The sequence below is a fragment of the Devosia ginsengisoli genome (assembly GCF_007859655.1).
In the GTDB taxonomy this organism is placed as follows: domain Bacteria; phylum Pseudomonadota; class Alphaproteobacteria; order Rhizobiales; family Devosiaceae; genus Devosia; species Devosia ginsengisoli.
The window spans coordinates 2,807,469-2,830,906 of sequence record NZ_CP042304.1 but is presented as its reverse complement, the minus strand read 5'-3'; the positions used below and the strand labels follow the sequence as shown (position 1 = coordinate 2,830,906).

The 23,438-nt window shown below is 63.5% G+C and carries 22 protein-coding genes; 17 read left to right on the top strand and 5 right to left on the bottom strand.

Annotated elements, in window-relative coordinates; translation table 11 throughout:
- Window positions 1-201 precede the first annotated feature (201 nt).
- The 3 genes from cobS to FPZ08_RS13725 all read left to right on the top strand — a co-directional run bounded on the left by cobS (window position 202) and on the right by FPZ08_RS13725 (window position 4,199).
- Window positions 202-1,185, top strand: coding sequence for a cobaltochelatase subunit CobS (cobS, locus tag FPZ08_RS13735; RefSeq protein WP_146290533.1), 984 nt, complete (start codon window positions 202-204; stop codon window positions 1,183-1,185).
- Between the two features lie 135 nt (window positions 1,186-1,320).
- A complete protein-coding gene (cobT, locus tag FPZ08_RS13730) occupies window positions 1,321-3,210 on the top strand; it encodes a cobaltochelatase subunit CobT (protein WP_146290532.1) in 1,890 nt (629 codons plus the stop codon).
- Window positions 3,207-4,199: an esterase-like activity of phytase family protein gene (locus FPZ08_RS13725; protein WP_146290531.1), complete on the top strand. Its 993-nt coding sequence runs from the start codon at window positions 3,207-3,209 to the stop codon at window positions 4,197-4,199. The genes cobT and FPZ08_RS13725 overlap by 4 nt, the downstream gene beginning before the upstream one ends.
- Before the next feature lie 171 nt (window positions 4,200-4,370).
- Here the strand turns inward: FPZ08_RS13725 and FPZ08_RS13720 are convergent, their stop codons facing one another.
- Both FPZ08_RS13720 and rpmB read right to left on the bottom strand, forming a co-directional pair.
- On the bottom strand, window positions 4,371-5,006 hold the full coding sequence (locus FPZ08_RS13720; RefSeq protein ID WP_146290530.1) for a VUT family protein: 636 nt from the start codon (window positions 5,004-5,006) through the stop codon (window positions 4,371-4,373).
- A gap of 328 nt (window positions 5,007-5,334) precedes the next feature.
- Window positions 5,335-5,619 carry a 50S ribosomal protein L28 gene (gene rpmB / locus FPZ08_RS13715; RefSeq protein ID WP_146290529.1) on the bottom strand — a complete coding sequence of 95 codons (285 nt, stop codon included), beginning with the start codon at window positions 5,617-5,619 and terminating at the stop codon, window positions 5,335-5,337.
- Window positions 5,620-5,817: 198 nt separating this feature from the next.
- On the opposite strand from rpmB, the gene FPZ08_RS13710 reads away from it, so the two are divergent.
- The 6 genes from FPZ08_RS13710 to FPZ08_RS13685 all read left to right on the top strand — a co-directional run bounded on the left by FPZ08_RS13710 (window position 5,818) and on the right by FPZ08_RS13685 (window position 13,393).
- The gene (locus FPZ08_RS13710) at window positions 5,818-6,612 is read left to right on the top strand and encodes a DUF3108 domain-containing protein (protein WP_186767003.1); all 795 of its coding nucleotides are present in this window, start codon (window positions 5,818-5,820) and stop codon (window positions 6,610-6,612) included.
- A gap of 1,037 nt (window positions 6,613-7,649) precedes the next feature.
- Window positions 7,650-10,625, top strand: coding sequence for a helicase-related protein (locus FPZ08_RS13705; protein ID WP_146290527.1), 2,976 nt, complete (start codon window positions 7,650-7,652; stop codon window positions 10,623-10,625).
- A 3-nt stretch (window positions 10,626-10,628) separates the two neighbouring features.
- The gene (locus FPZ08_RS13700; RefSeq protein ID WP_246132656.1) at window positions 10,629-11,033 is read left to right on the top strand and encodes an RNA-binding S4 domain-containing protein; all 405 of its coding nucleotides are present in this window, start codon (window positions 10,629-10,631) and stop codon (window positions 11,031-11,033) included.
- Between the two features lie 128 nt (window positions 11,034-11,161).
- Window positions 11,162-11,665 carry a GNAT family N-acetyltransferase gene (locus tag FPZ08_RS13695; RefSeq protein WP_146290526.1) on the top strand — a complete coding sequence of 168 codons (504 nt, stop codon included), beginning with the start codon at window positions 11,162-11,164 and terminating at the stop codon, window positions 11,663-11,665.
- A 121-nt stretch (window positions 11,666-11,786) separates the two neighbouring features.
- Complete coding sequence (fdxA, locus tag FPZ08_RS13690; protein WP_146290525.1) at window positions 11,787-12,125, top strand: ferredoxin FdxA; 339 nt, start codon at window positions 11,787-11,789, stop codon at window positions 12,123-12,125.
- 698 nt (window positions 12,126-12,823) lie between these two features.
- Window positions 12,824-13,393, top strand: coding sequence for a CarD family transcriptional regulator (locus FPZ08_RS13685; RefSeq protein ID WP_186767002.1), 570 nt, complete (start codon window positions 12,824-12,826; stop codon window positions 13,391-13,393).
- Window positions 13,394-13,529: 136 nt separating this feature from the next.
- Here the strand turns inward: FPZ08_RS13685 and FPZ08_RS13680 are convergent, their stop codons facing one another.
- Window positions 13,530-14,378: a class I SAM-dependent methyltransferase gene (locus tag FPZ08_RS13680; protein ID WP_146290523.1), complete on the bottom strand. Its 849-nt coding sequence runs from the start codon at window positions 14,376-14,378 to the stop codon at window positions 13,530-13,532.
- A gap of 120 nt (window positions 14,379-14,498) precedes the next feature.
- Between FPZ08_RS13680 and FPZ08_RS13675 the strand changes: the two genes are divergently transcribed.
- The 6 genes from FPZ08_RS13675 to FPZ08_RS13650 all read left to right on the top strand — a co-directional run bounded on the left by FPZ08_RS13675 (window position 14,499) and on the right by FPZ08_RS13650 (window position 19,203).
- Window positions 14,499-15,218: a ComF family protein gene (locus FPZ08_RS13675; protein WP_246132655.1), complete on the top strand. Its 720-nt coding sequence runs from the start codon at window positions 14,499-14,501 to the stop codon at window positions 15,216-15,218.
- Between the two features lie 35 nt (window positions 15,219-15,253).
- On the top strand, window positions 15,254-15,508 hold the full coding sequence (grxC, locus tag FPZ08_RS13670) for a glutaredoxin 3 (protein WP_146290522.1): 255 nt from the start codon (window positions 15,254-15,256) through the stop codon (window positions 15,506-15,508).
- A 6-nt stretch (window positions 15,509-15,514) separates the two neighbouring features.
- Window positions 15,515-16,345: a carbon-nitrogen hydrolase family protein gene (locus FPZ08_RS13665; RefSeq protein WP_146290521.1), complete on the top strand. Its 831-nt coding sequence runs from the start codon at window positions 15,515-15,517 to the stop codon at window positions 16,343-16,345.
- A 60-nt stretch (window positions 16,346-16,405) separates the two neighbouring features.
- Window positions 16,406-16,828: a DUF1178 family protein gene (locus FPZ08_RS13660; protein ID WP_146290520.1), complete on the top strand. Its 423-nt coding sequence runs from the start codon at window positions 16,406-16,408 to the stop codon at window positions 16,826-16,828.
- 174 nt (window positions 16,829-17,002) lie between these two features.
- A complete protein-coding gene (locus FPZ08_RS13655; RefSeq protein WP_146290519.1) occupies window positions 17,003-17,872 on the top strand; it encodes an aldo/keto reductase in 870 nt (289 codons plus the stop codon).
- Between the two features lie 320 nt (window positions 17,873-18,192).
- On the top strand, window positions 18,193-19,203 hold the full coding sequence (locus FPZ08_RS13650) for a hypothetical protein (protein WP_246132654.1): 1,011 nt from the start codon (window positions 18,193-18,195) through the stop codon (window positions 19,201-19,203).
- Window positions 19,204-19,218: 15 nt separating this feature from the next.
- On the opposite strand, the gene ilvD is transcribed toward FPZ08_RS13650, so the two are convergent.
- Window positions 19,219-21,072 carry a dihydroxy-acid dehydratase gene (gene ilvD, locus FPZ08_RS13645; RefSeq protein WP_146290518.1) on the bottom strand — a complete coding sequence of 618 codons (1,854 nt, stop codon included), beginning with the start codon at window positions 21,070-21,072 and terminating at the stop codon, window positions 19,219-19,221.
- Between the two features lie 173 nt (window positions 21,073-21,245).
- Between ilvD and FPZ08_RS13640 the strand changes: the two genes are divergently transcribed.
- On the top strand, window positions 21,246-21,968 hold the full coding sequence (locus FPZ08_RS13640; protein WP_146290517.1) for a DNA alkylation repair protein: 723 nt from the start codon (window positions 21,246-21,248) through the stop codon (window positions 21,966-21,968).
- Here FPZ08_RS13640 and ubiG read toward each other — a convergent pair.
- On the bottom strand, window positions 21,965-22,705 hold the full coding sequence (gene ubiG, locus FPZ08_RS13635; protein ID WP_210246803.1) for a bifunctional 2-polyprenyl-6-hydroxyphenol methylase/3-demethylubiquinol 3-O-methyltransferase UbiG: 741 nt from the start codon (window positions 22,703-22,705) through the stop codon (window positions 21,965-21,967). The genes FPZ08_RS13640 and ubiG overlap by 4 nt on opposite strands.
- Before the next feature lie 133 nt (window positions 22,706-22,838).
- Between ubiG and FPZ08_RS13630 the strand changes: the two genes are divergently transcribed.
- Window positions 22,839-23,396 carry an AAA family ATPase gene (locus FPZ08_RS13630; RefSeq protein ID WP_246132653.1) on the top strand — a complete coding sequence of 186 codons (558 nt, stop codon included), beginning with the start codon at window positions 22,839-22,841 and terminating at the stop codon, window positions 23,394-23,396.
- The last annotated feature ends 42 nt before the right edge of the window (window positions 23,397-23,438 follow it).

Below are 23,438 nucleotides of genomic sequence, written 5' to 3'. Positions count from 1 at the left end.
CGCACCTCACCATGAGGGCTACTGGCAGCGCTGAGTTCAAGTAGCCCTCATGGTGAGGTGCGCTTCTTCAGCGCCTCGAACCACGAGGGCGTGGCACAGCCACTGCGACTATTGCGGTCGCAATGCCTACCGTCCCCGTCACAATGCTGCTATAGAGCCCGCGACTTCCTTGCCTCAAATCCTTCCGCCAAGAGCCACGTCATGACTGAGTATACCAATCTGCCCGACACCGAATATTCGGCAAGGGAGCTGTTCGGCATCGATACGGACATGAAGGTGATGGGCTATCGCGAGGCCAGTGGCCATGTCCCGCCCGTCGATCCCGATTACCTGTTCGACCGCAATACCACGCTGGCCATTCTGGCAGGCTTCGCCTTCAATCGCCGCGTCATGGTGCAGGGCTATCACGGCACCGGCAAATCCACGCATATCGAGCAGGTCGCGGCGCGCCTCAACTGGCCGCTGGTCCGCGTCAATCTCGACAGCCACGTCTCCCGTATCGATCTCGTCGGCAAGGACGCGATCGTGCTCAAGGATGGCAAGCAGGTCACCGAATTCCGCGACGGCATCCTGCCATGGGCGGTGCAGAACAATGTCGCGCTGGTGTTCGACGAATATGATGCCGGCCGCCCGGACGTGATGTTCGTGATCCAGCGCGTGCTGGAAGTGGCTGGAAGGCTGACCCTGCTCGACCAGAACCGCGTGATCGTGCCGCATCCGGCGTTCCGCCTGTTCTCGACCACCAATACGATCGGTCTAGGCGATACGTCGGGACTCTATCACGGCACCCAGCAGATCAACCAGGGCCAGATGGACCGCTGGAGCCTGGTCACGACGCTGAATTACCTGCCGCATGACAAGGAAGTCGGCATCGTGCTCGCCAAGAACAAAGCCTATGGCGAGAATGACAAGGGCAAGAAGCTCATCGCCAACATGGTGCGCCTGGCGGACCTGACGCGCTCGGCCTTCATCAATGGCGATCTCAGTACCGTCATGTCGCCGCGTACCGTGATCACCTGGGCCGAAAACACCCAGATTTTCGGTGGCGATGTCGGCTTTGCCTTCCGCCTGACCTTCCTCAACAAGTGCGATGAACTCGAACGCCCCGTCGTGGCCGAATTCTATCAGCGCGTGTTCGGCGAAGACCTGCCGGAAAGCTCGGCCAACCTGGCCGTGACGGCGTAACAAGCCACGGTCTCGCCCTTCGACAGGCTCAGGGTGAGGCCTACTATGCGTTCTGCGAACTAAGTAGACCTCATGGTGAGCCTGTTCAGGCGCGCAAGTTGCGCGCCGTGAACCACGAGGTCGTGGCACGATATCATGGCACAATCACCGCGCAGCAAAGCCAACAAGCCTGACCAGACCCAGGTCTTCAAATCGGCCATGGGTGCGACGGTGCGTGCCATCGGCGGCAAGCCCGAGCTGGAAGTGACCTTCACCTCCGACCGGCCGCTGCTCACCTCCGACAAGGCGCGTCTGGCCAATCTGCCGCGCCTGCCGACGCGGCGCGATATCGCCATTGCCCGCGGACAGGGCGATGCCATGGCCATGCGCCTGGCCAGCCATGATCCCGATACCCATCGCAAGCGCTCCCCCATGGACCCCACGGCCCGCGCTGCCTTCGACGCGCTGGAACAGGCCCGCGTCGAGGCCTTGGGCTGCGTGCGCATGCCCGGCATGGTCGGCAATATCGGCGAAATGCTGGAAGATCGCCTGTTCCGCGCTAATTTTGCCGAGGTCGACAACAAGGGCGATGCGCCCATTGCCGAGGCCTTGGGCCTGTTGTTGCGCGAAAAACTCGCCGGCGTGCCGGTGCCGCCCTCGGGCCATGCGCTGGTCGATCTGTGGCGCAAGGAGATCGAGGACAAGGGCGGCAAGTCGCTCGATGACCTGCTCACGCGCTACGAAAACCAGGACGAGTTCTCGCGGGCCGCCAAGGCGCTGCTGCGCGACCTCAACCTCGTGCCCGAAAGCGAATTGGACGATCCTGATTCTTCCGACGAGGACGAGAGCGAGAACCAGGACCCCGAACAGGGCGACAGCTCCGACAAGGCGCCCGAACAGGGCGAGGGCGAGAACGACAGCCAGGACAGTCAGCAGGACGAGCAGGCCGGCGACAGCGAAGAGACCGGCGATGTCGAGGGCATGGAATCGGACATGGCCGATACCGACGAGGACGCGGCCGCCGAAGCCGGCGAAGACGCGCCCATGCCCCCGCCCGCCAAGGATGACGGCAACCAGCTGTCCAACCAGTTCAACTACAAGGTGTTCACGTCAAAGTTCGACGAGATCGTCAAGGCGGCCGAACTGTGCCCGCCCGACGAGCTCGACCAGTTGCGGGGCCTGCTCGACAAGCAATTGGAAAACCTGGCCGGCGCCGTGGCGCGGCTGGCCAACAAGCTGCAGCGGCGCCTCATGGCCAAGCAGAATCGCAGCTGGCAGTTCGACCTCGAGGAAGGCCTGCTCGATACCGCGCGCCTCACGCGCGTCGTCACCGACCCGATGCAGGCTTTGTCCTTCAAGGTCGAGAACGACACCGATTTCCGCGACACCGTGGTGACGCTGCTGATCGACAATTCCGGCTCGATGCGCGGGCGGCCGATCACCATTGCGGCGATCTGCGGCGATATTCTCGCGCGCACGCTGGAGCGCTGCGGCGTCAAGGTCGAAATCCTCGGCTTCACCACCCGCGCCTGGAAGGGCGGCAAGAGCCGCGAAGCCTGGCTCGAAGCCAATCGCCCGGCCAATCCGGGCCGCGTCAACGATATCAGGCACATCATCTACAAGGCTGCCGACGAGCCGTGGCGCCATGCGCGGCGCAATCTCGGCCTGATGATGCGCGAGGGCCTGCTCAAGGAAAATATCGACGGCGAGGCGCTCGAATGGGCGCGCAAGCGCCTGATGGCGCGGCCGGAAGCCCGGCGCATCCTGATGGTGATTTCCGATGGCGCGCCGGTCGATGATTCCACCCAGAGCGTCAATGCCGGCAATTATCTCGAAGCCCATCTGCGCCAGGTCATCGAGGATATCGAGACCCGCTCGCCCATCCAGCTCGTTGCCGTGGGCATCGGCCATGACGTGACGCGCTATTACCGTCGCGCCGTCACGCTGCTCGATGCCGAGGAGCTGGCCGGCGCGCTGACCGACGAACTGGCGGCCTTGTTCGACGAGGAAATGCCGGCCCAGTCGCGCAGGCGAGGGCGGGGATGACCCTGTGGCGCGTCGCCATAGCCACGGCGATGCTGGCGGGGAGTTTTCCCGCCATGGCCGTCGAGGTGAGCGTCAGCGCCAGTCCGATCACCCAGTTCAGGGATAGCGGCCTCGACCAGCAGGTCGATGGCCTGATCTTTCGTGGCGGCATCGCCATGGTCAGCCAGAATGACACATTCGGGGGCCTCTCCAGCCTCACCATGACCGGGCCGGACCAGCAGGCGACCTTTGTCAGCGATCGCGGCAATTTCGTCTCCGGGCAGTTGGCCTATGACGATGCGGGGCGGCTGTTCGGCTTTATCGGCGCCTGGGTCGAGCCGATGCGCAATTCCAAGGGCGACCTGCTGCCGCGCCAATATGCCAAGGATGCCGAAAGCGTCGATACCGTCTATCGCAATGGCGAGCCGGTGGCGGTGCGTGTCGGCTTCGAGAACCTGACGCGGGTGGCCGATTTCGCGCTGACCGACGGCCTGCCGGGCGGCCCGGCGCGCGAAGTGGCCATTCCCGACTGGCTCACCGACCTACGCACCAATGAAAGTCTCGAATCGCTGTGCATCGCGCCGCCGGCCTCGCCCATTGCGGGGTCGACGCTGCTGCTGACCGAAGAAGCGCTGGATGAGGACGGCAATCACCGCGGCTGGCTGCTCGGCCAGAACGACAAGGGTCCCATCGGCTACCAGAACAGCCCGGTGGTGAACCCCACCGATTGCGCCTTCCTGCCCAATGGCGACCTGCTGGTGCTGGAGCGCGGCGTTTCCATGCTGAGTTTCGTGATGAACCTGCGCCGCGTCCCTGCCGCCGACGTGCGCCCGAACACCATCATGGCCGGCGAATTGCTGCTCTCGGCCACTGGCGGCAGCATCGACAACATGGAATCGGTCGCCGTCCACACCGCCCCCAATGGCGAGCTGCGCATCCTCATCGGCTCGGACAACAATTTCAACGATTGGCAGCGCACCCTGCTGCTGGAATTCGCCCTGCCGGAATGATGCCGCTTTTCCCCTTCTCCCCTTGAGGGAGAAGGTGCCCGAAGGGCGGATGAGGGGTGTCGAACTTTCCTCACGCACAGAAGCATGGGAGAGCGCAGGACCCCTCACCCGGTTCTTCCGCTGAACGCGGCAGAACCACCCTCTCCCCTCAAGGGGAGAGGGTAAGTTGCCCTAAATCGCCACCGCGCCCCGCCCAGCCAGCCACCCGCGCAGCGACTTGTACGGCGCCAGCAGGATCACCGCGAGCGCCAGCTTCACCAGGAAGTCACCCAGCCCCAGCGAGACCCACAGTTGCACCTCCGGCCCCACGCCCAGCAGCGGCGCCGGGAAGGCCAGCGAGGAATCGTCCATGCCGAAAAAGGCGTCGATGCCGGCAAAGGCCGGGGCCATGGCCAGCGAGAAGAAGATCGCGGTATCGAGCGCCGAGCTGACCAGCGAGGAGAACATCGGCGCCTGCCACCAGGCGCCATGGCGCAGCCGGTGGAAGATGGAAATGTCGAGGAATTGTGCCACGAGGAAAGCCGTGCCCGAGGCGATGGCGATGCGCGGCGTGGCCAGATAGATCGACAGGATCACCGCCACGGCAAAGCCGGCCACTACCACGAGGCGCGCCCGGGCCGGGCCGAAGGCGCGGTTGGTGAGGTCGGTGACGAGGAAGGCCACCGGATAGGTGAAAGCGCCCCAGGTGAGGATATCACCGAGATTGACCGGGCCGAGCTGGACCGCGACGGGGTATTGCACCAGGAAATTGGACGCGGCGACAACCGCGACCATGGCGGCAACAGCCGCCAGGAAACGAGCAAGCATCAGAATGCACCTCATTATGAGCGCGATCCGGCATAAGACCGGGGCGCAGGATTATGGATAGGTATCACCCCACCCACCGAACGTCACCCTCGGGCTCGACCCGAGGGCTCTTCACTTGGGGGGCGCGCAGTACCCCACCCTCAATCCCTCCCCACAAGGGGGAGGGAGGCGATGAACACAGCCATCGCAACCTGCGCTTCCCTCCCCTTGATGGGGAGGGATTGAGGGTGGGGTGGAGCCACAAGCGCGAACTTTGCAGCTCGCCCCCAAAAACAAAACCGCGCGGAGCATGAACTCCACGCGGTCAAATCTGAAACCGGTCTACTGCTTACGCAGCGAGGGCGGCGCGAATTTCCTTCTTGATGCCCTGGGCGAGCGGGGACAGGTCCGCATCGCTCTGCTTGAGCAGGAAGGCATCGAGACCGCCGCGATGCTCGACCGTGCGGAGCGCCGCAGCCGAGATACGGAGCTTGACCGGGCGGTTGAGCGCATCCGAGATCAGCGTCACGTTCAGCAGATTGGGGAGAAAGCGGCGGCGGGTGCGGTTGAGGGCGTGCGAAACGTTGTTGCCAACCATAACGCCCTTGCCGGTGAGTTCGCAGCGACGTGCCATTTGGGAGATATCCTATTTGTGTAAAGGTCCTGCGTGGCGGGAAATCCCGCGACGGGCCTCGATTGTCATGAAATCTGGCGGTTCTTTAGAGAAAAGGGGCCTTCCCGTCAAGCCGAGCGCCTTGCATGGGCCATATCGCGCAGGCAATTTTGACATTGGCGCTGATTCGCCTCCCGCCCATTGCAGAGAACCGCCGTCTTGATCCAGTTCCGTCTCGCCCGCCCGTTCGCTTCCCTGGCCGCCCTGGCACTGTTGCTCAGCCAACCGGCCGGCGCCGCCGAGGTTGATGCCACGGCCAGCTATGTACTGACGCTGGGCGGCATCAATATTGCGGCCATGAAGGTCGATCTGGACGACAATGGCAGCCAGTACCGGCTCGATCTGTCGGCCAATGTGGCCGGACTGGGCACGCTGGTGGCCAGCGGCACGGCCAAGGCGACCTCGGAAGGGCGCTCGTCTGGTGCCGCCCTGCAGTCGCAGGAATTCGATCTCGAAACCCGCGCCAATGGCGAGACGTTCACGGTCGATGTCTCCTTTGCCGGCCGCGATGTCCCGGCCTTCAAGGTCAACCCGCCCATCATCGACAATTACGACCGGGTGCCGCTGGAGCGCCGCCACCTGACCGGGGTGGGCGATTTCCTCTCCGCCTTCGTGCTCAAGGGCAATGGGCTCGACAAGAGCCTCTGCGAGCGCAAGGCTAATATCTTTACCGGCGTCGAGCGCTTCAACATCACCATGAGCTATGCCGGCGAAGACCAGGCGACCTCGGCGCGCACCGGCTATCAGGGTCCCGTCGTGCTCTGCACGGTGGATTACGACCCGGTCTCGGGCCATTTCACCAGCTCTGAAATCACCAATTACCTGGCCGACAGCGACCGCATCGTCATCTGGTATGCCCCGCTCGGCGAAACCGGCTATTTCATCCCCTATCGCGTGCTGCTGGGCACCAATATGGGCGATCTCTCCATGGTGCTGACCAATATGCGGTTTTAGAACCGAGTCCCGCCTTGGGACGGTCAAACGCTTTTTCCTCAAGATCGCGCAGCCAAAACGGCGCGGCACGGGCCGGCAGGCGTTAACGCCGCTCGCTATCGCGAAAAATGTTCGTGCAAGGTTCCGGTGAGATTCGGCCGCCAGGGCGCCGAATTTACCCTCTGGTCACCAAGATGAAGCCGTTTCAAGCCATTTCGGGCTCCGGCGCTGCCTGTGCGGCGGCGATAGTGGCTCCGCCGCTGCGTCACCACCAGATATGGCCGTGAACAAAGCCACATTCCGACACCTGGCCCGATTCTGTCCCTGTTCGTTCCGGGTTTGGTTCAGGGGTTAATCGGGGTGTCCGCCAGACAGGTCGATGTGTGCCGGTTTGGGAAGTGGAAGGAAGAATACCCCCTCCTAACCTCCCCCTGAAAAGGGGGAGGAACCGCGCTGTGGTTGGGGCCAGATCGTGCCAAAAACGCGATGGGATTCCTCCCCCTATCAGGGGGAGGTTAGGAGGGGGTATCCCCTCGCAAAATCTCACCACCCCCTGTCCCATCCCGATACGGTCAAGCGTCCCCTTCCTCAATTTACGCCCGGGCCACCCCCGCTCCGCCGCGACACCGTCATAAATCCGCCAAAAATCTTTGCAAAACAATCATTTACCCATCGTTCACGAATGCCTGATTCGCACCCAGAATTTACCCTTTCGCAACGAAGCTGAACGGTTCCGGGCCTGCCGGGCGGCTTTCCCGGCCAGCGCTGCCCCGTCTAGTGGCTCGTCCCCGCGCCACCCACCAGACATGGTGGAGAACGAAGCGGGATTCACCGGATCGCGCCGATTCGGTGCTGTTTCGTTCCCGCCCTGTTCCGTGTATTAAACATTGTGACAAAACCACCGCAGCGCCTGTCCTTTCCCGGGACAATGCGGAACCGCTCTCGCAAGTGCCGCGCTGACCTCCTACATTGCCCGAAATGACTTTCGCGCCCCCCAGTCGGTCAAGGCGATTCTTGGCCCCACCAATACCGGCAAGACCTATTTTGCCATCGAGCGCATGCTGGCCCATCCCTCCGGGATGATCGGCCTGCCGCTCCGGCTATTGGCCCGCGAGGTCTACCAGCGCTGCGTCGAGCGGGTGGGCGAGCAGGCGGTGGCGCTGGTGACCGGCGAAGAGCGCATCGTGCCGCCCAAGCCGCGCTATTGGGTCTGCACCGTCGAAGCCATGCCCATGGATATCCGCGTCGATTGCGTGGCGATCGATGAAATCCAGGTCGCCACCGACTTCGATCGCGGCCATGTCTTCACCGACCGCATCCTCAATGCGCGCGGCATGAGCGAAACCCTGCTGCTCGGTTCGGCCACCATGGAGCCGGTGATCCGCCGGCTGCTGCCGCATGCCGATATCGTCGACCGGCCGCGCTTCTCCCAGCTCACCTATGCCGGCTCGCGGAAAATCTCGCGCCAGCCCGCCCGTTCGGCCATCGTCGCCTTCTCGGCGCGGCAGGTCTATGCCATTGCCGAGCTGATCCGCCGCGAGCGGGGTGGCGCCGCCGTGGTCATGGGCGCGCTCAGCCCCCGCACCCGCAATGCCCAGGTCGAACTCTACCAGAATGGCGATGTGGATTTCCTCGTTGCCACCGATGCCATCGGCATGGGGCTCAACCTCGATATCCACCATGTCGCCTTTGCCGACGACAGCAAGTTCGATGGCCATACCAGTCGTCCCCTGACCGCCGCCGAGCTCGGCCAGATCGCCGGGCGGGCCGGTCGCCATGCACGAAACGGCACGTTCGGCGTGACAGGTGGCACCGAAGGGTTTGACGAGGAAATGGTCGTGGCGCTCGAAACGCACGATTTCGAACCGGTCAAAGTGCTGCAATGGCGCAACAATCGGCTGGATTTCTCATCCATCAATGCGCTGCGCGACAGCCTCGAAATGGTGCCCGAACACCGCAGCCTGACCCGCGTCCCTGTGGCCACCGACCAGCATGCGCTGGAGTTCGTTTCGCGCAACGAGGCCGGGCAATTGGCGCGGGGTCTCGATGGGGCGCGGCTGTTGTGGGAATGCTGCCAGATCCCTGATTATCAGGGCATTTCGCCGGCCAATCATGGCGAAATCGTCACGCGAATTTACTCGGACTTAGTCAAGCGCCACCATGTCAACGAGGACTGGATTGCCGAGCAGGTGCGCTTTTGCGACAATGCCAGTGGCGACATCGATACTTTGAGCAACCGGATCAGGCAGATACGGACTTGGACCTTCGTCGCGAACCGCAAAAACTGGCTTGCAGACCCTTCACATTGGCGCGAAAAGACCCGAGACATTGAGGATCGCCTGAGTGATGCGCTGCATGAGCGGCTTACCCAGAGATTCGTCGATAGGCGCACCAGCGTCTTGCTGCGTCATCTGAAAGACAAACGTATGGTATCTCCCGAGATCAATGAACGTGGCGAAGTGCGGCTGGAAGGCCATCTCATCGGCACGCTCGAAGGCTTCCGCTTCACCCTGGCGCGCAATGATGGCGATGCCGACATCAAGGGGTTGCGCGCGGCCGCCGATCAGGTGGTGGCGCCCGAAATCCACAATCGCGCCGACCGCCTGGCGGGCGCGCCCAATGAGGAATTCGTGCTGGCCACCGATGGCCGCCTGCGCTGGAAGGGCGATATCGTCGCCGAACTGGTCGAGGGCGATGCGCTCTATCGTCCGCGCATCCTGATCCTGGCCGATGAAAGCCTCACCGGCCCCGATCTCGAACGCGTACAGGATCGGCTCAGCCTCTGGCTGCGCCACCATATCAATACCGTGCTCGAAGGCGTCATGGCGCTCGAAGCGCCGGCTGATCTCGAAGGCGCCGCGCGCGGCATTGCCTTCCAGCTGTTCGAGCATCTCGGCCTGCTGCCACGGAGCCAGGTCGCCGACGAGGTCAAGGCGCTCGACCAGGATGTGCGCGGCAAGATGCGCAAGCTGGGCATCAAGTTCGGCGCCTATCACATCTATCTGCCGCTATCGCTCAAGCCCGCCCCGCGCGAGCTGGCGCTGATTCTGTTTGCCCTCAAGAATGGCGGCGTGCGCCAGCCCGGCGTCACCGACATTCCCCATATCGTGCTTAGCGGCCGCACCTCTTTCGTGGTCGACCCTGAGGTCGATACGCGGCTTTACGAAATCGCCGGCTTCAAGGTGGCCGGCAAGCGCGCCGTGCGCGTCGATATCCTCGAGCGCCTGGCCGATATCATCCGCCCGCTGATCGCGCTCGATCCGACCCGTCACCAGGGCGAATTGCCGGCCGGCGCTGCCGAGGGCAATGGCTTCCGCGTCACCGTGGAAATGACCTCGCTGCTGGGCTGCTCGGGCGAGGACTTTTCGTCCATTCTCAATTCGCTGGGCTATCGCGTGAAGCGCACGCCCAAGATGCCGGTTCCGGCCGCCGCGGCGGAAGCCAGCGCCGAAGCCCCGGCCCTGGAAGAAGTGCTGACCGAAAATCCCGCCACCATCGATCCGGTGGATGCGGCGCCGGTCGAAGCCGTGCCGGACGCTGCCCCGGCGCTCGAAGCCGATATTCCGGCCACCACCATTGTCGAAGCCGCGCCGGAAGAAGCAGCCGCGCCGACTGAAGTCGCCGAGGTCGCAGCCGCCGAACCGGCCGCTGCTGCAGAGGCTGCCGAACCGGCAGCGCCCGCCGAGCCCGAATTCGACGAAGTGTGGTCTCCCTCAGGCAAGCGGCCGGACCGTAGCCGGCATGAACATCGCCGCCGTCCGGAAGGCGAGGGCCAGCAGGCCCGTCCCGACCGGCAGCGCCCGGCCGCCAAGCGGCGCCCCGAGGGCGAGGTGCAGGATCTGTCCAAGGCCCGCCATCTCAATCCGAAGGTCAAGTTCGAGGGCAAGGGTCGCAACGATAATCGCCGGCCGGATAGCGAAAAGGGCGAGCGCGCCCGTTTCGAGCGGCCCATCGAGCCGCGCAAGGAAAAGGCGTTCGATCCGGACAGCCCCTTCGCCAAGCTGGCGGCCCTGCGCGACCGCAAGGCGGAGTAGGCCTTGGCAGGAACCACCGAACCCATCCGCAAGGAAAGGCTCGACAGGTTCCTGTTCTTCTCGCGCGCGCTCAAGTCGCGCACGCTGGCGCAAAAGCTCATCGAAACCGGCGCTATCAGAGTCAATTCCGAACGCAGCACCCGTTCCGACCATAAGGTCGGGGCGGGCGACGTGCTCACCATGAGCCTGCATGGCCGGATCGTCGTCTGGCGCATAATCGACTGCGGTACCCGCCGCGGCCCCGCGCCCGAAGCGCAGGCGCTCTACGAAGACCTGTCCCCGCCCGCTCTGCCCAAAGCCGAGCAATCCCCCTATGACGCCGCCATCGCGCAACGCGACGACGGAGCAGGGCGCCCGACCAAGAAACAACGGCGCGAGACGGACAAGCTGCGGGGCGGGGATGACTAGGGCGATGAAATTGACAGAGACCTCATGGTGAGCCTGTCGAACCACGAGGTCGCGCGAGTGGAGCTATCCAGCCACGCCCTCGTGGTTCGACGGGCTCACCATGAGGGCTGCTTTGGCATGGGCGCACTATGACCATCCCCACCCTCACCACACCCCGTCTGACACTGCGCCCGCCTGTTTATGCCGATTTTCCGGCCTATGCCGCGTTGATGGCCTCACCCCGCTCCATCCATATGGGCGGCCCCTTCGACATCTCAGCCGCCTGGGGCATGTTCTGCCATGACGTGGCGCTATGGCATCTGTTCGGCCATGGCGCGCTGATGATCGACATCACCGAGACCGGCCAATGCGTCGGCCAGGTGGGCATCAATCACGGACCGCTCTTCCCCGAAAAGGAGCTGGGCTGGCTGCTCTATGAAGGCCATGAAGGCCAGGGCTATGCCCTCGAGGCGGCGCGGGCCTTGCGTGATTGGGCCTTCACATCAGGCGGATTGACCACGCTGGTCAGCTATTGCGACCCGGGCAATGTCCGCTCCATCGCCGTGGCCGAGCGGCTGGGTGCGGTGCGCGACCCCGCGGCGACGGGGCAGGACCCTGAGGACGTGGTGTTTCGCCATCAGCCCGGCCGCTAGCGAAACAGTGTTCTCCAATGGGGCCTGCCTGCGCCAAAAGGTGCGCCCCGGCAGCCTTGCGGCGGTGCCGAAAACGGTTTAGCACCGGACTCGTTGAGACCTGCCGGACTGCCGCCCCGATATGACCTATATCGTCACCGACAATTGCATTGCCTGCAAGTATACCGATTGCGTGGAAGTGTGCCCCGTGGATTGCTTCTACGAGGGCGAAAACATGCTGGTGATCCACCCGGACGAGTGTATCGACTGCGGCGTGTGTGAACCCGAATGCCCGGCCGAAGCCATCAAGCCCGATACCGAAAGCGGTCTCGACGAATGGCTGGCCCTCAACACCAAATTCGCCTCCATGTGGCCCAACCTGACCGAGCGCCGCGACCCGCTGCCCGAAGCCAAGGAAAAGGACGGTGAAGAGGGCAAGCTGGCCAAGTATTTCTCCGAAGAGCCCGGCGAAGGCGACTGAGTTCTTCGATCTCTTAGCATCTCAGTCGATACCCTCCCTCTTGCTGGGAGGGATCAAAGGTGGGGGATGTTTAGCCCTGATATATGGGCGGTTGCCCCTCTCCCCTCGTGGGAGAGGGTGGAAATCCGCGTCCAGCGGATTTCCGGGTGAGGGGGCCTGCGCTATCCCATGCTCCAATGTTCGCGGCATCCCTTGATACCCCCTCATCCGCCCTTCGGGCACCTTCTCCCACAAGGGGAGAAGGTGAAGAACCCCAAGCCCCCAAAGTAAACGCTCCCCTTGTGGGGAGCGATCAAGGGCGGGGGTGGACCACACGAACCAGATCAATGAGAAGGTCCAATGTGGCTGTGGACAGCCTGTGGGCAAGTCGGCGCAAAAGTCGGGTCCGGCGTCCAGCCACATCCATGCCCCATTGCGCTGGCGCTAAATTCCGACCTGATTCGTAGTTTTTGATTTTGCTGAAATTTTGTGCTATGGTCTCTTCAGATGCAGTTGAGCCCGTCACCCAGCCCGTGCCTTAAGGCACGATTTTTTTGACAACATTGTCGGATGACTTGACCCTCCGGGAAAGCGGAACCGGATGGCCATGGGGTTATTTGCTGCGCGCGGCGTCCATTTTGGGCGCCAGTAACGAAGAGTAGGAATGGACGGTCCTTCCCGCAGGGAACTGTCCATTTGGGGCGTCAACAAGGAGTTCCATGAATATGGTAGCCAAGAAGGTACAGACACGGCTTGGGTTCAAGACGGGCGAGTATGTCGTCTATCCGGCGCATGGCGTTGGTGTGATCGTCTCGATCGAAGAACAGGAAGTCGCGGGCCTGACCCTTGAGTTGTTCGTCATCAGCTTCGAACAGGACAAGCTGACCCTTCGCGTGCCCGTCGCCAAGATCAAGTCCGTCGGCATGCGCAAGCTGGCCGAGGAAGATCTGGTCACCCAGGCGCTGACCACCGTCACCGGCCGGGCCCGCGTCAAGCGCACCATGTGGTCGCGCCGTGCCCAGGAATATGAAGCCAAGATCAATTCGGGCGACCTGATCGCCATTTCCGAAGTCGTGCGCGATCTCTATCGCTCCGAAGAGCAGCCCGAGCAGTCCTATTCGGAACGCCAGCTGTTCGAGCAGGCGATGGACCGCATGAGCCGCGAGATCGGTGCCGTCAACAAGCTGACGCTGACCGAAGCCGTGCAGCTCATCGAAAAGAACCTGGCCAAGTCGCCCAAGCGCACCAAGGCCGACGCCGCCGAAAGCGACGAGGAAGCCGCCGCCTAAGGGCCGGTTTCAGACAGAACTATGAAAGGCCGGCAGCAATGCCGGCCTTTTTGTTTGGGGCCGGTTGAAGCGCGCCCTCTACTCACGCATCCAACGCGTCAATGCTAACAGTGTGCTAACATTAGTGGGGCTGATGCTACGGTTTTTTGCCGCCCGTCTGCTGCGCCAGAACGTCGCCCAGGCGCGTTGTGGCACTGCCGGGTTTCAGCGGCTTTTGCTGGCTTTCATGTGGGGCCCAGCCGGAGAGCCAGATGATTTCCAGCGTGGCGCGGATGCGGCCATCGGAATCGCTGTCGCGTGTGGCATAGGCCTGCGCTGCCGCGGCCAGCAGAGCTGGCGTCGCCAGGCGGCGCGGGCGGTCGGCCAGCGGGTTTGAAGCGCCCAAAGCCTTAATCTCACTCATCAAGGCGAAGGGATTGGCGTAGCGCACGATGTGCGTTTCCACATCGGCCACCGGCAAAGCCAGCCCCGCCCGCTGCAGCAATCCGCCGCCGTCGCGAACCTGGATCATCGGCGCCACCCGGGCCGAAGCGCCGCCGAAAACCTGGGCATCGGCCACGAGAAACGCCTCGCGCAGCTCGGTCAGTGTCTCGCCGCCCAAGGCCGCGATCATCAGCAGCCCATCGGGCGCCAGCTTAGCCCGCAGGCGGGCGAGATAGCCCGGCACGTCGTTGATCGCCTGCAGGTGCAGCAGCGAGACGATGAGGTTGAAGTTATCCCCGTCCAGCTCGGGCATGTCATCATGGCCGCCGAAAGCAGCATGGCGCTGGAAGGGAAAGCGGGCACTGGCCGTCTGGCCGAAACGCGGCAACTTATCCACGTCGGGGCCGATAATGGCGGCCTTGGGGAACTCGCGGAGCAGCGCGCCGAGCCGGTCATCGAGATCGTCCAGCACCAGGTCAGTGACGAAATCACTTATCCCCGTCCGACGGGACAGGTGACGGGCGATCAGGGCGGTGTCGAAAATGGCGGGCGGCTGGCTCATGATGGTCTTGCGGCCTGACGGCGGTGTGACACTATGGGCCTTATGGAGAGCGTCGCGGGGCTTGTCAAAAGCGGGATATGGCGCCGGCACATTGCCGGCAGTATCAGGCGTCTGGGCGGAATGGTGCTCGACCTGGCCTATCCGCCGGTCTGCCTCAATTGCGAGGCGCCGACGGCAGTGCCGAATGCGCTTTGTTCCAGTTGTTTCAATACCTTACGTCCCATAACTGCGCCGCTCTGCCCGGTGCTTGGCCTGCCCTTTGCCGCTTCGCTAGGCCCCGGCACGCTATCGGCTGAGGCACTGGCCGATCCGCCGCCATTTGGGCGGGCGCGGGCGGCCGTGGTCTATGGCGATGTCGCCGCCACCCTGGTGTCGCGCCTCAAATATGGTGACAGGCCCGAACTGGCCGGTTTCTGCGCCCGGCTGATGGCCGGGGCCGGACACGAGCTCTGGGCTGATAATCCGGTCCTCGTGCCGGTGCCGCTGCATCCGGCGCGGCAGCGCGAGCGGCGCTTCAACCAGTCGGCCGAACTGGCCCAGGCGCTGGGGCGCCTGACCGGGCTCAAGGTCGATCCCTCGCTGGTGCAACGCACCCGTCGCACCCGCCAGCAGGTGGGCCTGAGCGGCAGCGGGCGGCAACGCAATGTGGCCGGCGCCTTCGCCACCCACCCCGATATTGCCCTGCGCCTCGGGGGCCGGCGCATCGTGCTGGTGGACGATGTCTACACGACCGGCGCCACCGTCAAGGCGTTGACGCGTACCCTGCGCAAGGCCGGGGTCGAGGCTATCGACGTCGTGACCTTCGCCCGCGTTGTCATTGGGGCGGACTTGCCCATATAAGGGATAAATACCTTGTTCCCATTGGAGAAATTTTGATGGCCAAGATCGAGATCTACACCACGCCGACCTGTCCCTATTGCCATGCCGCCAAGTCGCTGCTGGCCGACAAGGGTGTAGACTATACCGAGATCAGCGCGCTCGATCCCGATGTGCGGGAGGCCATGACCGAGCGCGCCCATGGCCGCCGCACGGTGCCGCAGATCTTCATCGATGATGCCCATGTCGGGGGCTATGACGATATGGCGGCGCTGGACCGCCGCGGCGGGCTCGACCCGCTGCTGGCGCGGTAAATTCTTATGAAAATTGCTGCCATCCAGATGCGGTCGGGGCTCGATCCCGAGGCCAATCTCGCCGCGCTCGAACCCATGCTGGCCGAGGCTGCCGCGGCCGGCGCCTCCTATGCGCTGACGCCCGAAGTCACCATGATCTTTCCGGAAAACCGGGACCAGCTGCGCAGCACCGCCGCCCCGTTCGAGGGCCATCCGCAATTGGCGCGGGTGGGCGAACTGGCAAGGCAGCATGGCATGCATATCCATATCGGCTCGCTCGCTGTGCCGCTGCCCGACGGGCGCTTTGCCAACCGGTCGGTGCTGTTCGGGCCGGATGGGCGCCAGGTCGCGACCTATGACAAGATCCATCTGTTCGATGCCGATATTGCCGGGCTCAACGCTTACCGCGAAAGCGCCACCTATGCCGGTGGCGACGTGGCGGTGACGGCCGATCTCGGCCCGTTTACTTTGGGCATGTCGATCTGCTACGACATGCGCTTCCCCAGGCTTTACAATGCCTTGGCCAATGCCGGAGCCAACCTCATTGCCGTCCCCGCCGCCTTCACCGTGCCCACGGGACAGGCGCATTGGCATATACTGCTGCGGGCGCGGGCCATCGAGACCGGCTCCTGGGTCATCGCGGCGGCGCAGGGCGGCCAGCATCCCAATGGGCGGGCCACCTATGGCCATTCGCTCATCATCGACCCCTGGGGGCGGATCGTCGCCGAGCTCGATCATGATCGGCCCGGCGTGCTCGTGGCAGAGATTGCTCCCGAACAGGTCGCCGACGCACGCCAGCGCATCCCCGCTCTGGCCAATGCGCGAAACTTTGCCCTGCCGGGGGCGTTGCAGCCTTAGGCAATCGCCCTATATCCTTGTGCAACCAACCGGGCCGTCAGGCCCCAGAAACGTTTTGCCGTGATCCAGTATTCCCTCCATTGCTCCAAGGGCCACACCTACGACGCCTGGTTCAAAAGCGCCGCCGCGTTTGATGAGCAGCAGGCGCGCGGCATCGTGAGCTGCGCCGTCTGTGGCGATGGGGCAATCGAGAAAGCGCCGATGGCGCCAGCGGTGGCGCGGACCGATGGCGACAAGGTTTCGCTCAGTTCGGCCCATCCCGATGCGGCGAAATTCCGCGAAATGGTCCGCGCCTATCGCCAGAAGGTGACCAGCGAAGCCGATTATGTCGGCGATAAATTCGCAGAAGAGGCCCGCAAGATCCATTTCGAGGAAGTGGAAGCCCGCGGCATCTATGGCGAAGCCACGCGCGACGAAGTCGCCGGCCTGCTCGATGACGGCGTGGATTTCCTGCCGCTGCCCGACGTCGCCGACGACAACTGAAATCTTGCCACGACCTCGTCCTTCGACACGCTCAGGATGAGGTCTGTTGAAAGACCGAATTCAAAGTAGACCTCATGGTGAGCTTGTCGAACCACGAGGTCGTGCCCTCAGGGGACGTTCTGTCCCCACTAGTTCCGAGCGCCGTTCCCGGCGCGACCAAACGGAGATATTAAGATGACCACACTCGACGCAGCCCTTTCGGGCACGTTTGCCATTGGCGGCGACCTCAAGGTCGTCAGGCTGGGTTTCGGCGCCATGCGCATTACCGGTCGGGGCATATGGGGTCCGCCCGAGAATCCGGAAGAAGCCAAGGCGACGCTGCGCCGCCTGCCCGAGCTCAATGTCGATTTTGTCGACACGGCGGAAAGCTATGGCCCCTATGTCAGCGAAGAGCTGATCGGGGAGGTGCTGGCGCCCTATGCGCAGGGCACGATCATCGCCACCAAGAGCGGGCTGACCCGCACCGGGCCGGACCAGTGGCACCAGCTCGGTCGCCCGGAATTCCTGCGCCAGGGCGCCATCCAGAGCCTGCGCCGGCTCAAGCTCGACGTCATCGATCTCTGGCAGTTGCACCGCATCGAGAGCGGGACGCCGCGGGAGGACCAGTTCGGCGCCATTGCGCAGATGCAGCAGGATGGGCTGATCCGCCATGTCGGCCTCAGCGAAGTCAGCGTCGCCGACATCAAGGAAGCCAGCACATACTTCAAGGTGACCACCGTCCAGAACATGTACAACCTGGTCAATCGCCGGGCCGAGGATGTGCTGGACTATTGCGAAGCCAATGGCATCGGCTTCATTCCCTGGCGTCCCATCGATGGCGGGAACCTCGAATCCACAAGCGCCGAGTTCAAGGCGATCATGGACAAGCACGGCGCCTCGGCCAGCCAGCTGGCTTTGGCCTGGATGCTCAAGCGCTCGCCGGTCATGCTGCCCATTCCGGGTACCGGCAAGGTCAAGCATCTCGAAGAGAATGTAGCGGCAGCCGCGATCAAACTCAGCGATGACGATTTCGCCACGCTGGATCGGATCGGTCGGAAAGGCTGATCTTTCTGACCTCTCCCTTGGGGGAGAGGTGAAGAAGCGCCCCGGCTCAGGTGCCGGCTGCAAGGTCTGCGATGAGTGGGGATTAGGGTCGGTTCGATAGGGAGGGTGGAATCCCCGCTATCGAACCTGACCGGACCGGCAACCTTGGCAGATCACCGGGCGGCTGGCGCGGCTGTAGCACTCCATGACAGTCTTGTCACGCTCTGTCCTGGTGTGCGCCAAGCCGGCCAGCGTGCCCTGCATGGCTGAGCGAAGCAATTTGCCTGGGCCCGCGCGGCGCCCAGTCGTTTTCCTGTCACAAAGCTGGTAGCCCATGCGGTATGCTTTTCTCACGCCGCCATGTTCTGGGCCTTGTCGGTGCCGCTATCGTGGCGGGGCCGGCTCGTGCGGAAACGCCCCTGCGCGCCTACAATATCGAGATTTTGCAGCACGGCATGGCCGAGGGCGATCGGGGCGATGGCTGGATTTTCGGCCTGCCGCCGGGGATCACAACGGCGCAGTGGCCGCTCGATCCCAATAACGGCTATCCGCTTCAGCATGGCTTCACCATGAGGCTGCCCGCGGACTATCGCGTCCATGGCGATGACATTGTGGGGTTGAGCTTTTTCTCCACTGCCTTCGATCACAATGACGGCGCTCCGATGGTGGCCCCGGCGGTGCGGGCGCTATTCGATGCCCAGGATGACACGCGCCCCGAGGATCCCGACCTTCTCGCTTTCTGGACGGCACGACAAAATTCGCATCCGCGCCTCTATCGCATGCGCGATATTCTCGATCTCGAATATGCCGTCATCCTGCTCACCGAGACGGAGCTTTCCGGCAGCCTGGCGCAGCCACCCGACCTTGCGGGCAACCCCCATTTGCGGGATGTGCCGGCACCGGCCTGGCTGGCCTCGGGTGCGGGGCATGCCTATGCTGCCTTCGAAGGGTCGGCCGACGGCGTGGATGCGGCCGAAACGAGCTATTTCGTCGGCCTGATGGGCGCTATGCCCGAGAAAGGGCTCGGCTGGAACCGGCTGCTCCGCCTGGAGCCGCGCCGCCACGACCCCAATGCCGGCGTGCCGCCGCGCGAGGAATATTTTGGCAAGAAAACCGCCTATCAGATGCCCTATTACTACGAGGGCAAGCCGTCAGCCGAAACCTTCCGCTGGCATAAATGGACCAAGGGCCATGCCGGCAACCATATCGGCGGCACGATGATGCCAGCGCAGGCCATTCCCGATTTCAGCCCCTATTACATCGAATTCGACGAGGCCTTCGGGGGTTACAATTTCGGCTTCGGCATTGCCCAGCTCGACTTCAGGGATATGAAGTTCGACTGGGCGCAGTGAGGCGGTGGCGCCGCCTCAGTTCCAGAGCTTGTCGATCGCCTCGGTATCCCGCACGGCACCGCGTGCCGCTGATGTCGCGAAGGCCGCATAGGCCTTGAGGGCCGTCGTGACATTGCGCTTGCGCGGATGGGCCGGCTTCCAGCCCGCCTTGTCCTGATCATGCCGGCGCTGGGTCAGCTCATCGTCACTCACCAGCAGCGTGATACTGCGATTGGGGATGTCGATCTCGATCGTGTCGCCCTCGCGCACCAGCCCGATCGTGCCGCCTTCCGCCGCTTCGGGCGAGACGTGGCCGATGGAAAGGCCCGACGTGCCGCCGGAGAAGCGGCCATCGGTGAGGAGGGCACAGGCTTTGCCCAGGCCTTTCGACTTCAAATAGCTCGTCGGATAGAGCATTTCCTGCATGCCGGGGCCGCCGCGCGGGCCTTCGTAGCGGATGACGAGCACGTCGCCTTCCTTGATCTGGTTGGTGAGGATCGCCTTGACGGTGTCGTCCTGGCTCTCGAACACGCGGGCCGGGCCGGTGAATTTGAGGATGGATTCATCGACGCCCGCCGTCTTCACGATGCAGCCATCGATGGCGACATTGCCCTTGAGCACCGCCAGGCCGCCATCCTTGGAGAAGGGGGTTTCGGCCGAGCGGATCACGCCGTTCTGGCGGTCGAGATCGAGTTCGGCCCAGCGGTTGGACTGCGAAAAGGCCTGCGTGGTGCGCACGCCGCCGGGGGCGGCCATGAAGAAATTGCGCACCGCTTCCGAATTGGTGCGGGAGATATCCCACTTATCCAAGGCATCGCCCATCGTGGCAGAATGGATCGTATGTTCCTTGCGATTGATCAGGCCCGCGCGGTCCAACTGGCCGAGAATGGCCATGATGCCGCCGGCGCGATGCACGTCTTCCATATGCACGTCCGCCTTGGCCGGCGCGACCTTGGAAAGGACCGGCACCTTGCGGCTCAGCTTGTCGATATCGTCCATGGTGAAATCGACGCCGCCTTCATAGGCCGCGGCCAGGATATGCAGCACCGTATTGGTCGAGCCGCCCATGGCGATATCGAGGCTCATGGCGTTTTCGAACGCCGCCTTGGTGGCGATGGAGCGCGGCAGCACCGAGGCGTCGTCCTGTTCGTACCAGCGGCGGGCCAGGTCGACGATCAGGTGACCGGCTTCCTGGAACAGACGCTTGCGGTCGGAGTGGGTGGCCAGGGTCGAGCCATTGCCGGGCAGGGAGAGGCCCAAAGCCTCGGTCAGGCAATTCATCGAATTGGCGGTGAACATGCCCGAGCAGGAGCCGCAGGTGGGGCAGGCGGCTTCCTCGACGGCCTGGACTTCGGCGTCGGTATAGTGGTCGTCGGCGGCGATGACCATGGCGTCGACCAGGTCGAGCGCCTGCAGCTTGCCCTTGAGCATGGCCTTGCCGGCTTCCATCGGGCCGCCCGACACGAAGACGACCGGGATGTTGATGCGCATGGCGGCATTCAGCATGCCGGGGGTAATCTTGTCGCAATTGGAAATGCAGACCATGGCGTCGGCGCAGTGGGCGTTGACCATGTATTCCACCGAGTCGGCGATGATATCGCGCGATGGCAGCGAATAGAGCATGCCGTCATGGCCCATGGCGATGCCGTCATCGACCGCGATGGTGTTGAATTCCTTGGCGACGCCGCCGGCTGCCTCGATTTCGCGGGCTACGAGCTGGCCGAGATCCTTCAAATGGACATGGCCGGGCACGAACTGGGTGAAGCTGTTGACCACGGCGATGATCGGCTTGCCGAAATCGCCGTCCTTCATGCCCGTCGCGCGCCAGAGGCCACGCGCGCCGGCCATGTTGCGGCCATGGGTAGTGGTGCGGGAACGATAGGCTGGCATGGCGAATATCCTCGGAAGTCATTGCGCCCGTTGCACAAGCGCGGTTGATCTTTCTTAGACCCATTCCAGAACGGGATCAATCAAAATGCGTACCGTACCGTACGGTACTGGACGGAGATTTGCAGCTACCGCTCCGGCTTGACGGCGCGTTGCGATCCCCGCAGCCTGCGGGCATGAGCGAGCTGACCGCCGAAGCCTTCATCGCTGCGCTGTGGGACAACCAGTCCGATATCGAGCTGGAAAAGATCGGGCGCTATTTCAAATCCGGCAGGGGCGACTATGGCGAGGGCGACCGCTTCATCGGCGTGCGCATGGGCACGGTGTTCCAGCTCGCCAAGCAGTTTGTCGCCATGGCGCCGGACGAGATCGAGACGCTGCTGGAAAGCGACATCCACGAGGCGCGAGCCGGCGCCGTCTCGATCATGGCCAAGCAATATGGGTTGAAGAAAACCAGCGAGGCGCGGCGCGGAGAACTGGCCGCGCTTTATCTGCGCCGGCATGACCGGATCAACAATTGGGACCTGGTCGATCTCGGCGCACCACAGGTATTGGGCGCCTGGTTGCGCGACAAGGATCGCGCCGTGCTTTACGAACTGGCCCGCTCGGACATGCTGTGGGAGAGGCGAACGGCCATGTTCGCCACCATGGCATTCATCCGGCTGCGCCAGTTCGACGACATCATGGCCATCGCCGAAATACTGGTCGATGATCCGCAGGACCTCATCAACAAGGTGGTCGGCGGCATGCTGCGCACCGTCGCCATGCATGACAAGCCGCTGGTGGAGGCCTTCCTTGCCCGCCACGCCGCGACCATGCCGCGCACGGCCCTGCGCTACGCCATCGAACATTTCCCGCCCGAGGAACGGACCGGCTGGCTGGGGCGGAAGGCGCGCTAGGCCTTGGGCCGTTCGGCCATGACCATGTAGTTGATGCCCATGTCGCGCGAGCGGCGCCATTCGTCGCCCAGCGGGTGGAAGACCACGCCGGTTTCCCCGATGACGCGCAGGCCATTGCGGGTCAGCAGGGTCTTGATCTCGTCGGGCGTCAGGAACTTGTTCCAGTCATGCGTGCCGACCGGCAGCCAGCGCAGGATGTGTTCGGCGGCGAAGACGGCAAAGGCGCGGGCGCGGAGCGTGCGGTTCAGCGTGGCGGTCAGCGCCAGGCCGCCGGGCTTTACCAGGTCGGCGCAGCTCTTCATGTAGAGCGGCACATTGTCGACATGCTCCACCACTTCCATGTTGAGTACCATGTCATATTGCGCGCCTTCGGCAGCGAGGGCTTCGCTTGATGTGGCGCGGTAGTCGATGGCTAGGCCCGATTTTTCGGCGTGAATGCGGGCAATGGCGATATTGCGCTCGGCGGCGTCAATGCCGGTGACAGTGGCGCCGAGCCGGGTCAGCGGCTCGCAGAGCAGGCCCCCGCCGCAGCCGACATCGAGAATGGTCAAGCCCTCGAAAGGCCGCATGGCCGTGCCGTCGCGGCCGAAATGGGCCAGCAGATGCTCGCGGATATAGCCAAGCCGCACCGGATTGAACTTGTGCAGCGGCTTGAACTTGCCCTTGGGGTCCCACCATTCCTCGGCCATCGCGGTGAATTTGGCGATTTCGGCGTCGTTGATCGTGGTAGCGGTCATGGCTCGGCTCCAGAGTTGGGCCATATGACTGCAGCAGGGCGGCGGGAGCAAGGCGCGAGCTGTCGCATTCGCCTGTAGGGATTGTCTTGTCGGGGCAGGGTCGTCGTCGTAGATGCGTCCTGGACGGGAGGGCATGATGCGCATTGCGGTGACAGGGACGCATGGCAGCGGCAAGACGACGCTGATCGACGATTTCATTGCCGTCCAACGGGCCCATGAAAGCGTGCCGGAGCCCTATTGGCTGCTCGATCAGCAAGGCGTGCCGTTTGCCAATGTCGCAACGGTAGACGACCTTGAAGAGCAGCTTGTCGCAAGCTGCCGGCTGATCCTCAATCATGGCGGTGACCGTGATGTGATCTTTGACCGCTGCCCGCTCGATTTTCTCGCCTATCTGGAGGTCGTCAGTGCCAGCGAAGGCTTTGAGTGGCTGCCGAGCAGCCGCCAACTGATGGACGTAAGCAAGGCTCTCGCCACGCTTGATATGGTGGTTTTTGTCCCGCTCACGTCTCCCGATGACATCCCGATCCGGATCGAACTTCCCCGATTGCGGAGCCGCGTAGACCGGCGCCTCAAGACCATGCTCCGCGAGGACGATCTGGGGCTATTGCATGACGGGCCGCGCATTCTCGAAGTGACAGGCCCCCGAGCCCAGCGCGTGGAAATGATAACTTCGGTGCTTGGAGCGGCCTAACCGCTCCAGCTATGCCATTCCCATTGATCCCGCCCCGCCTTT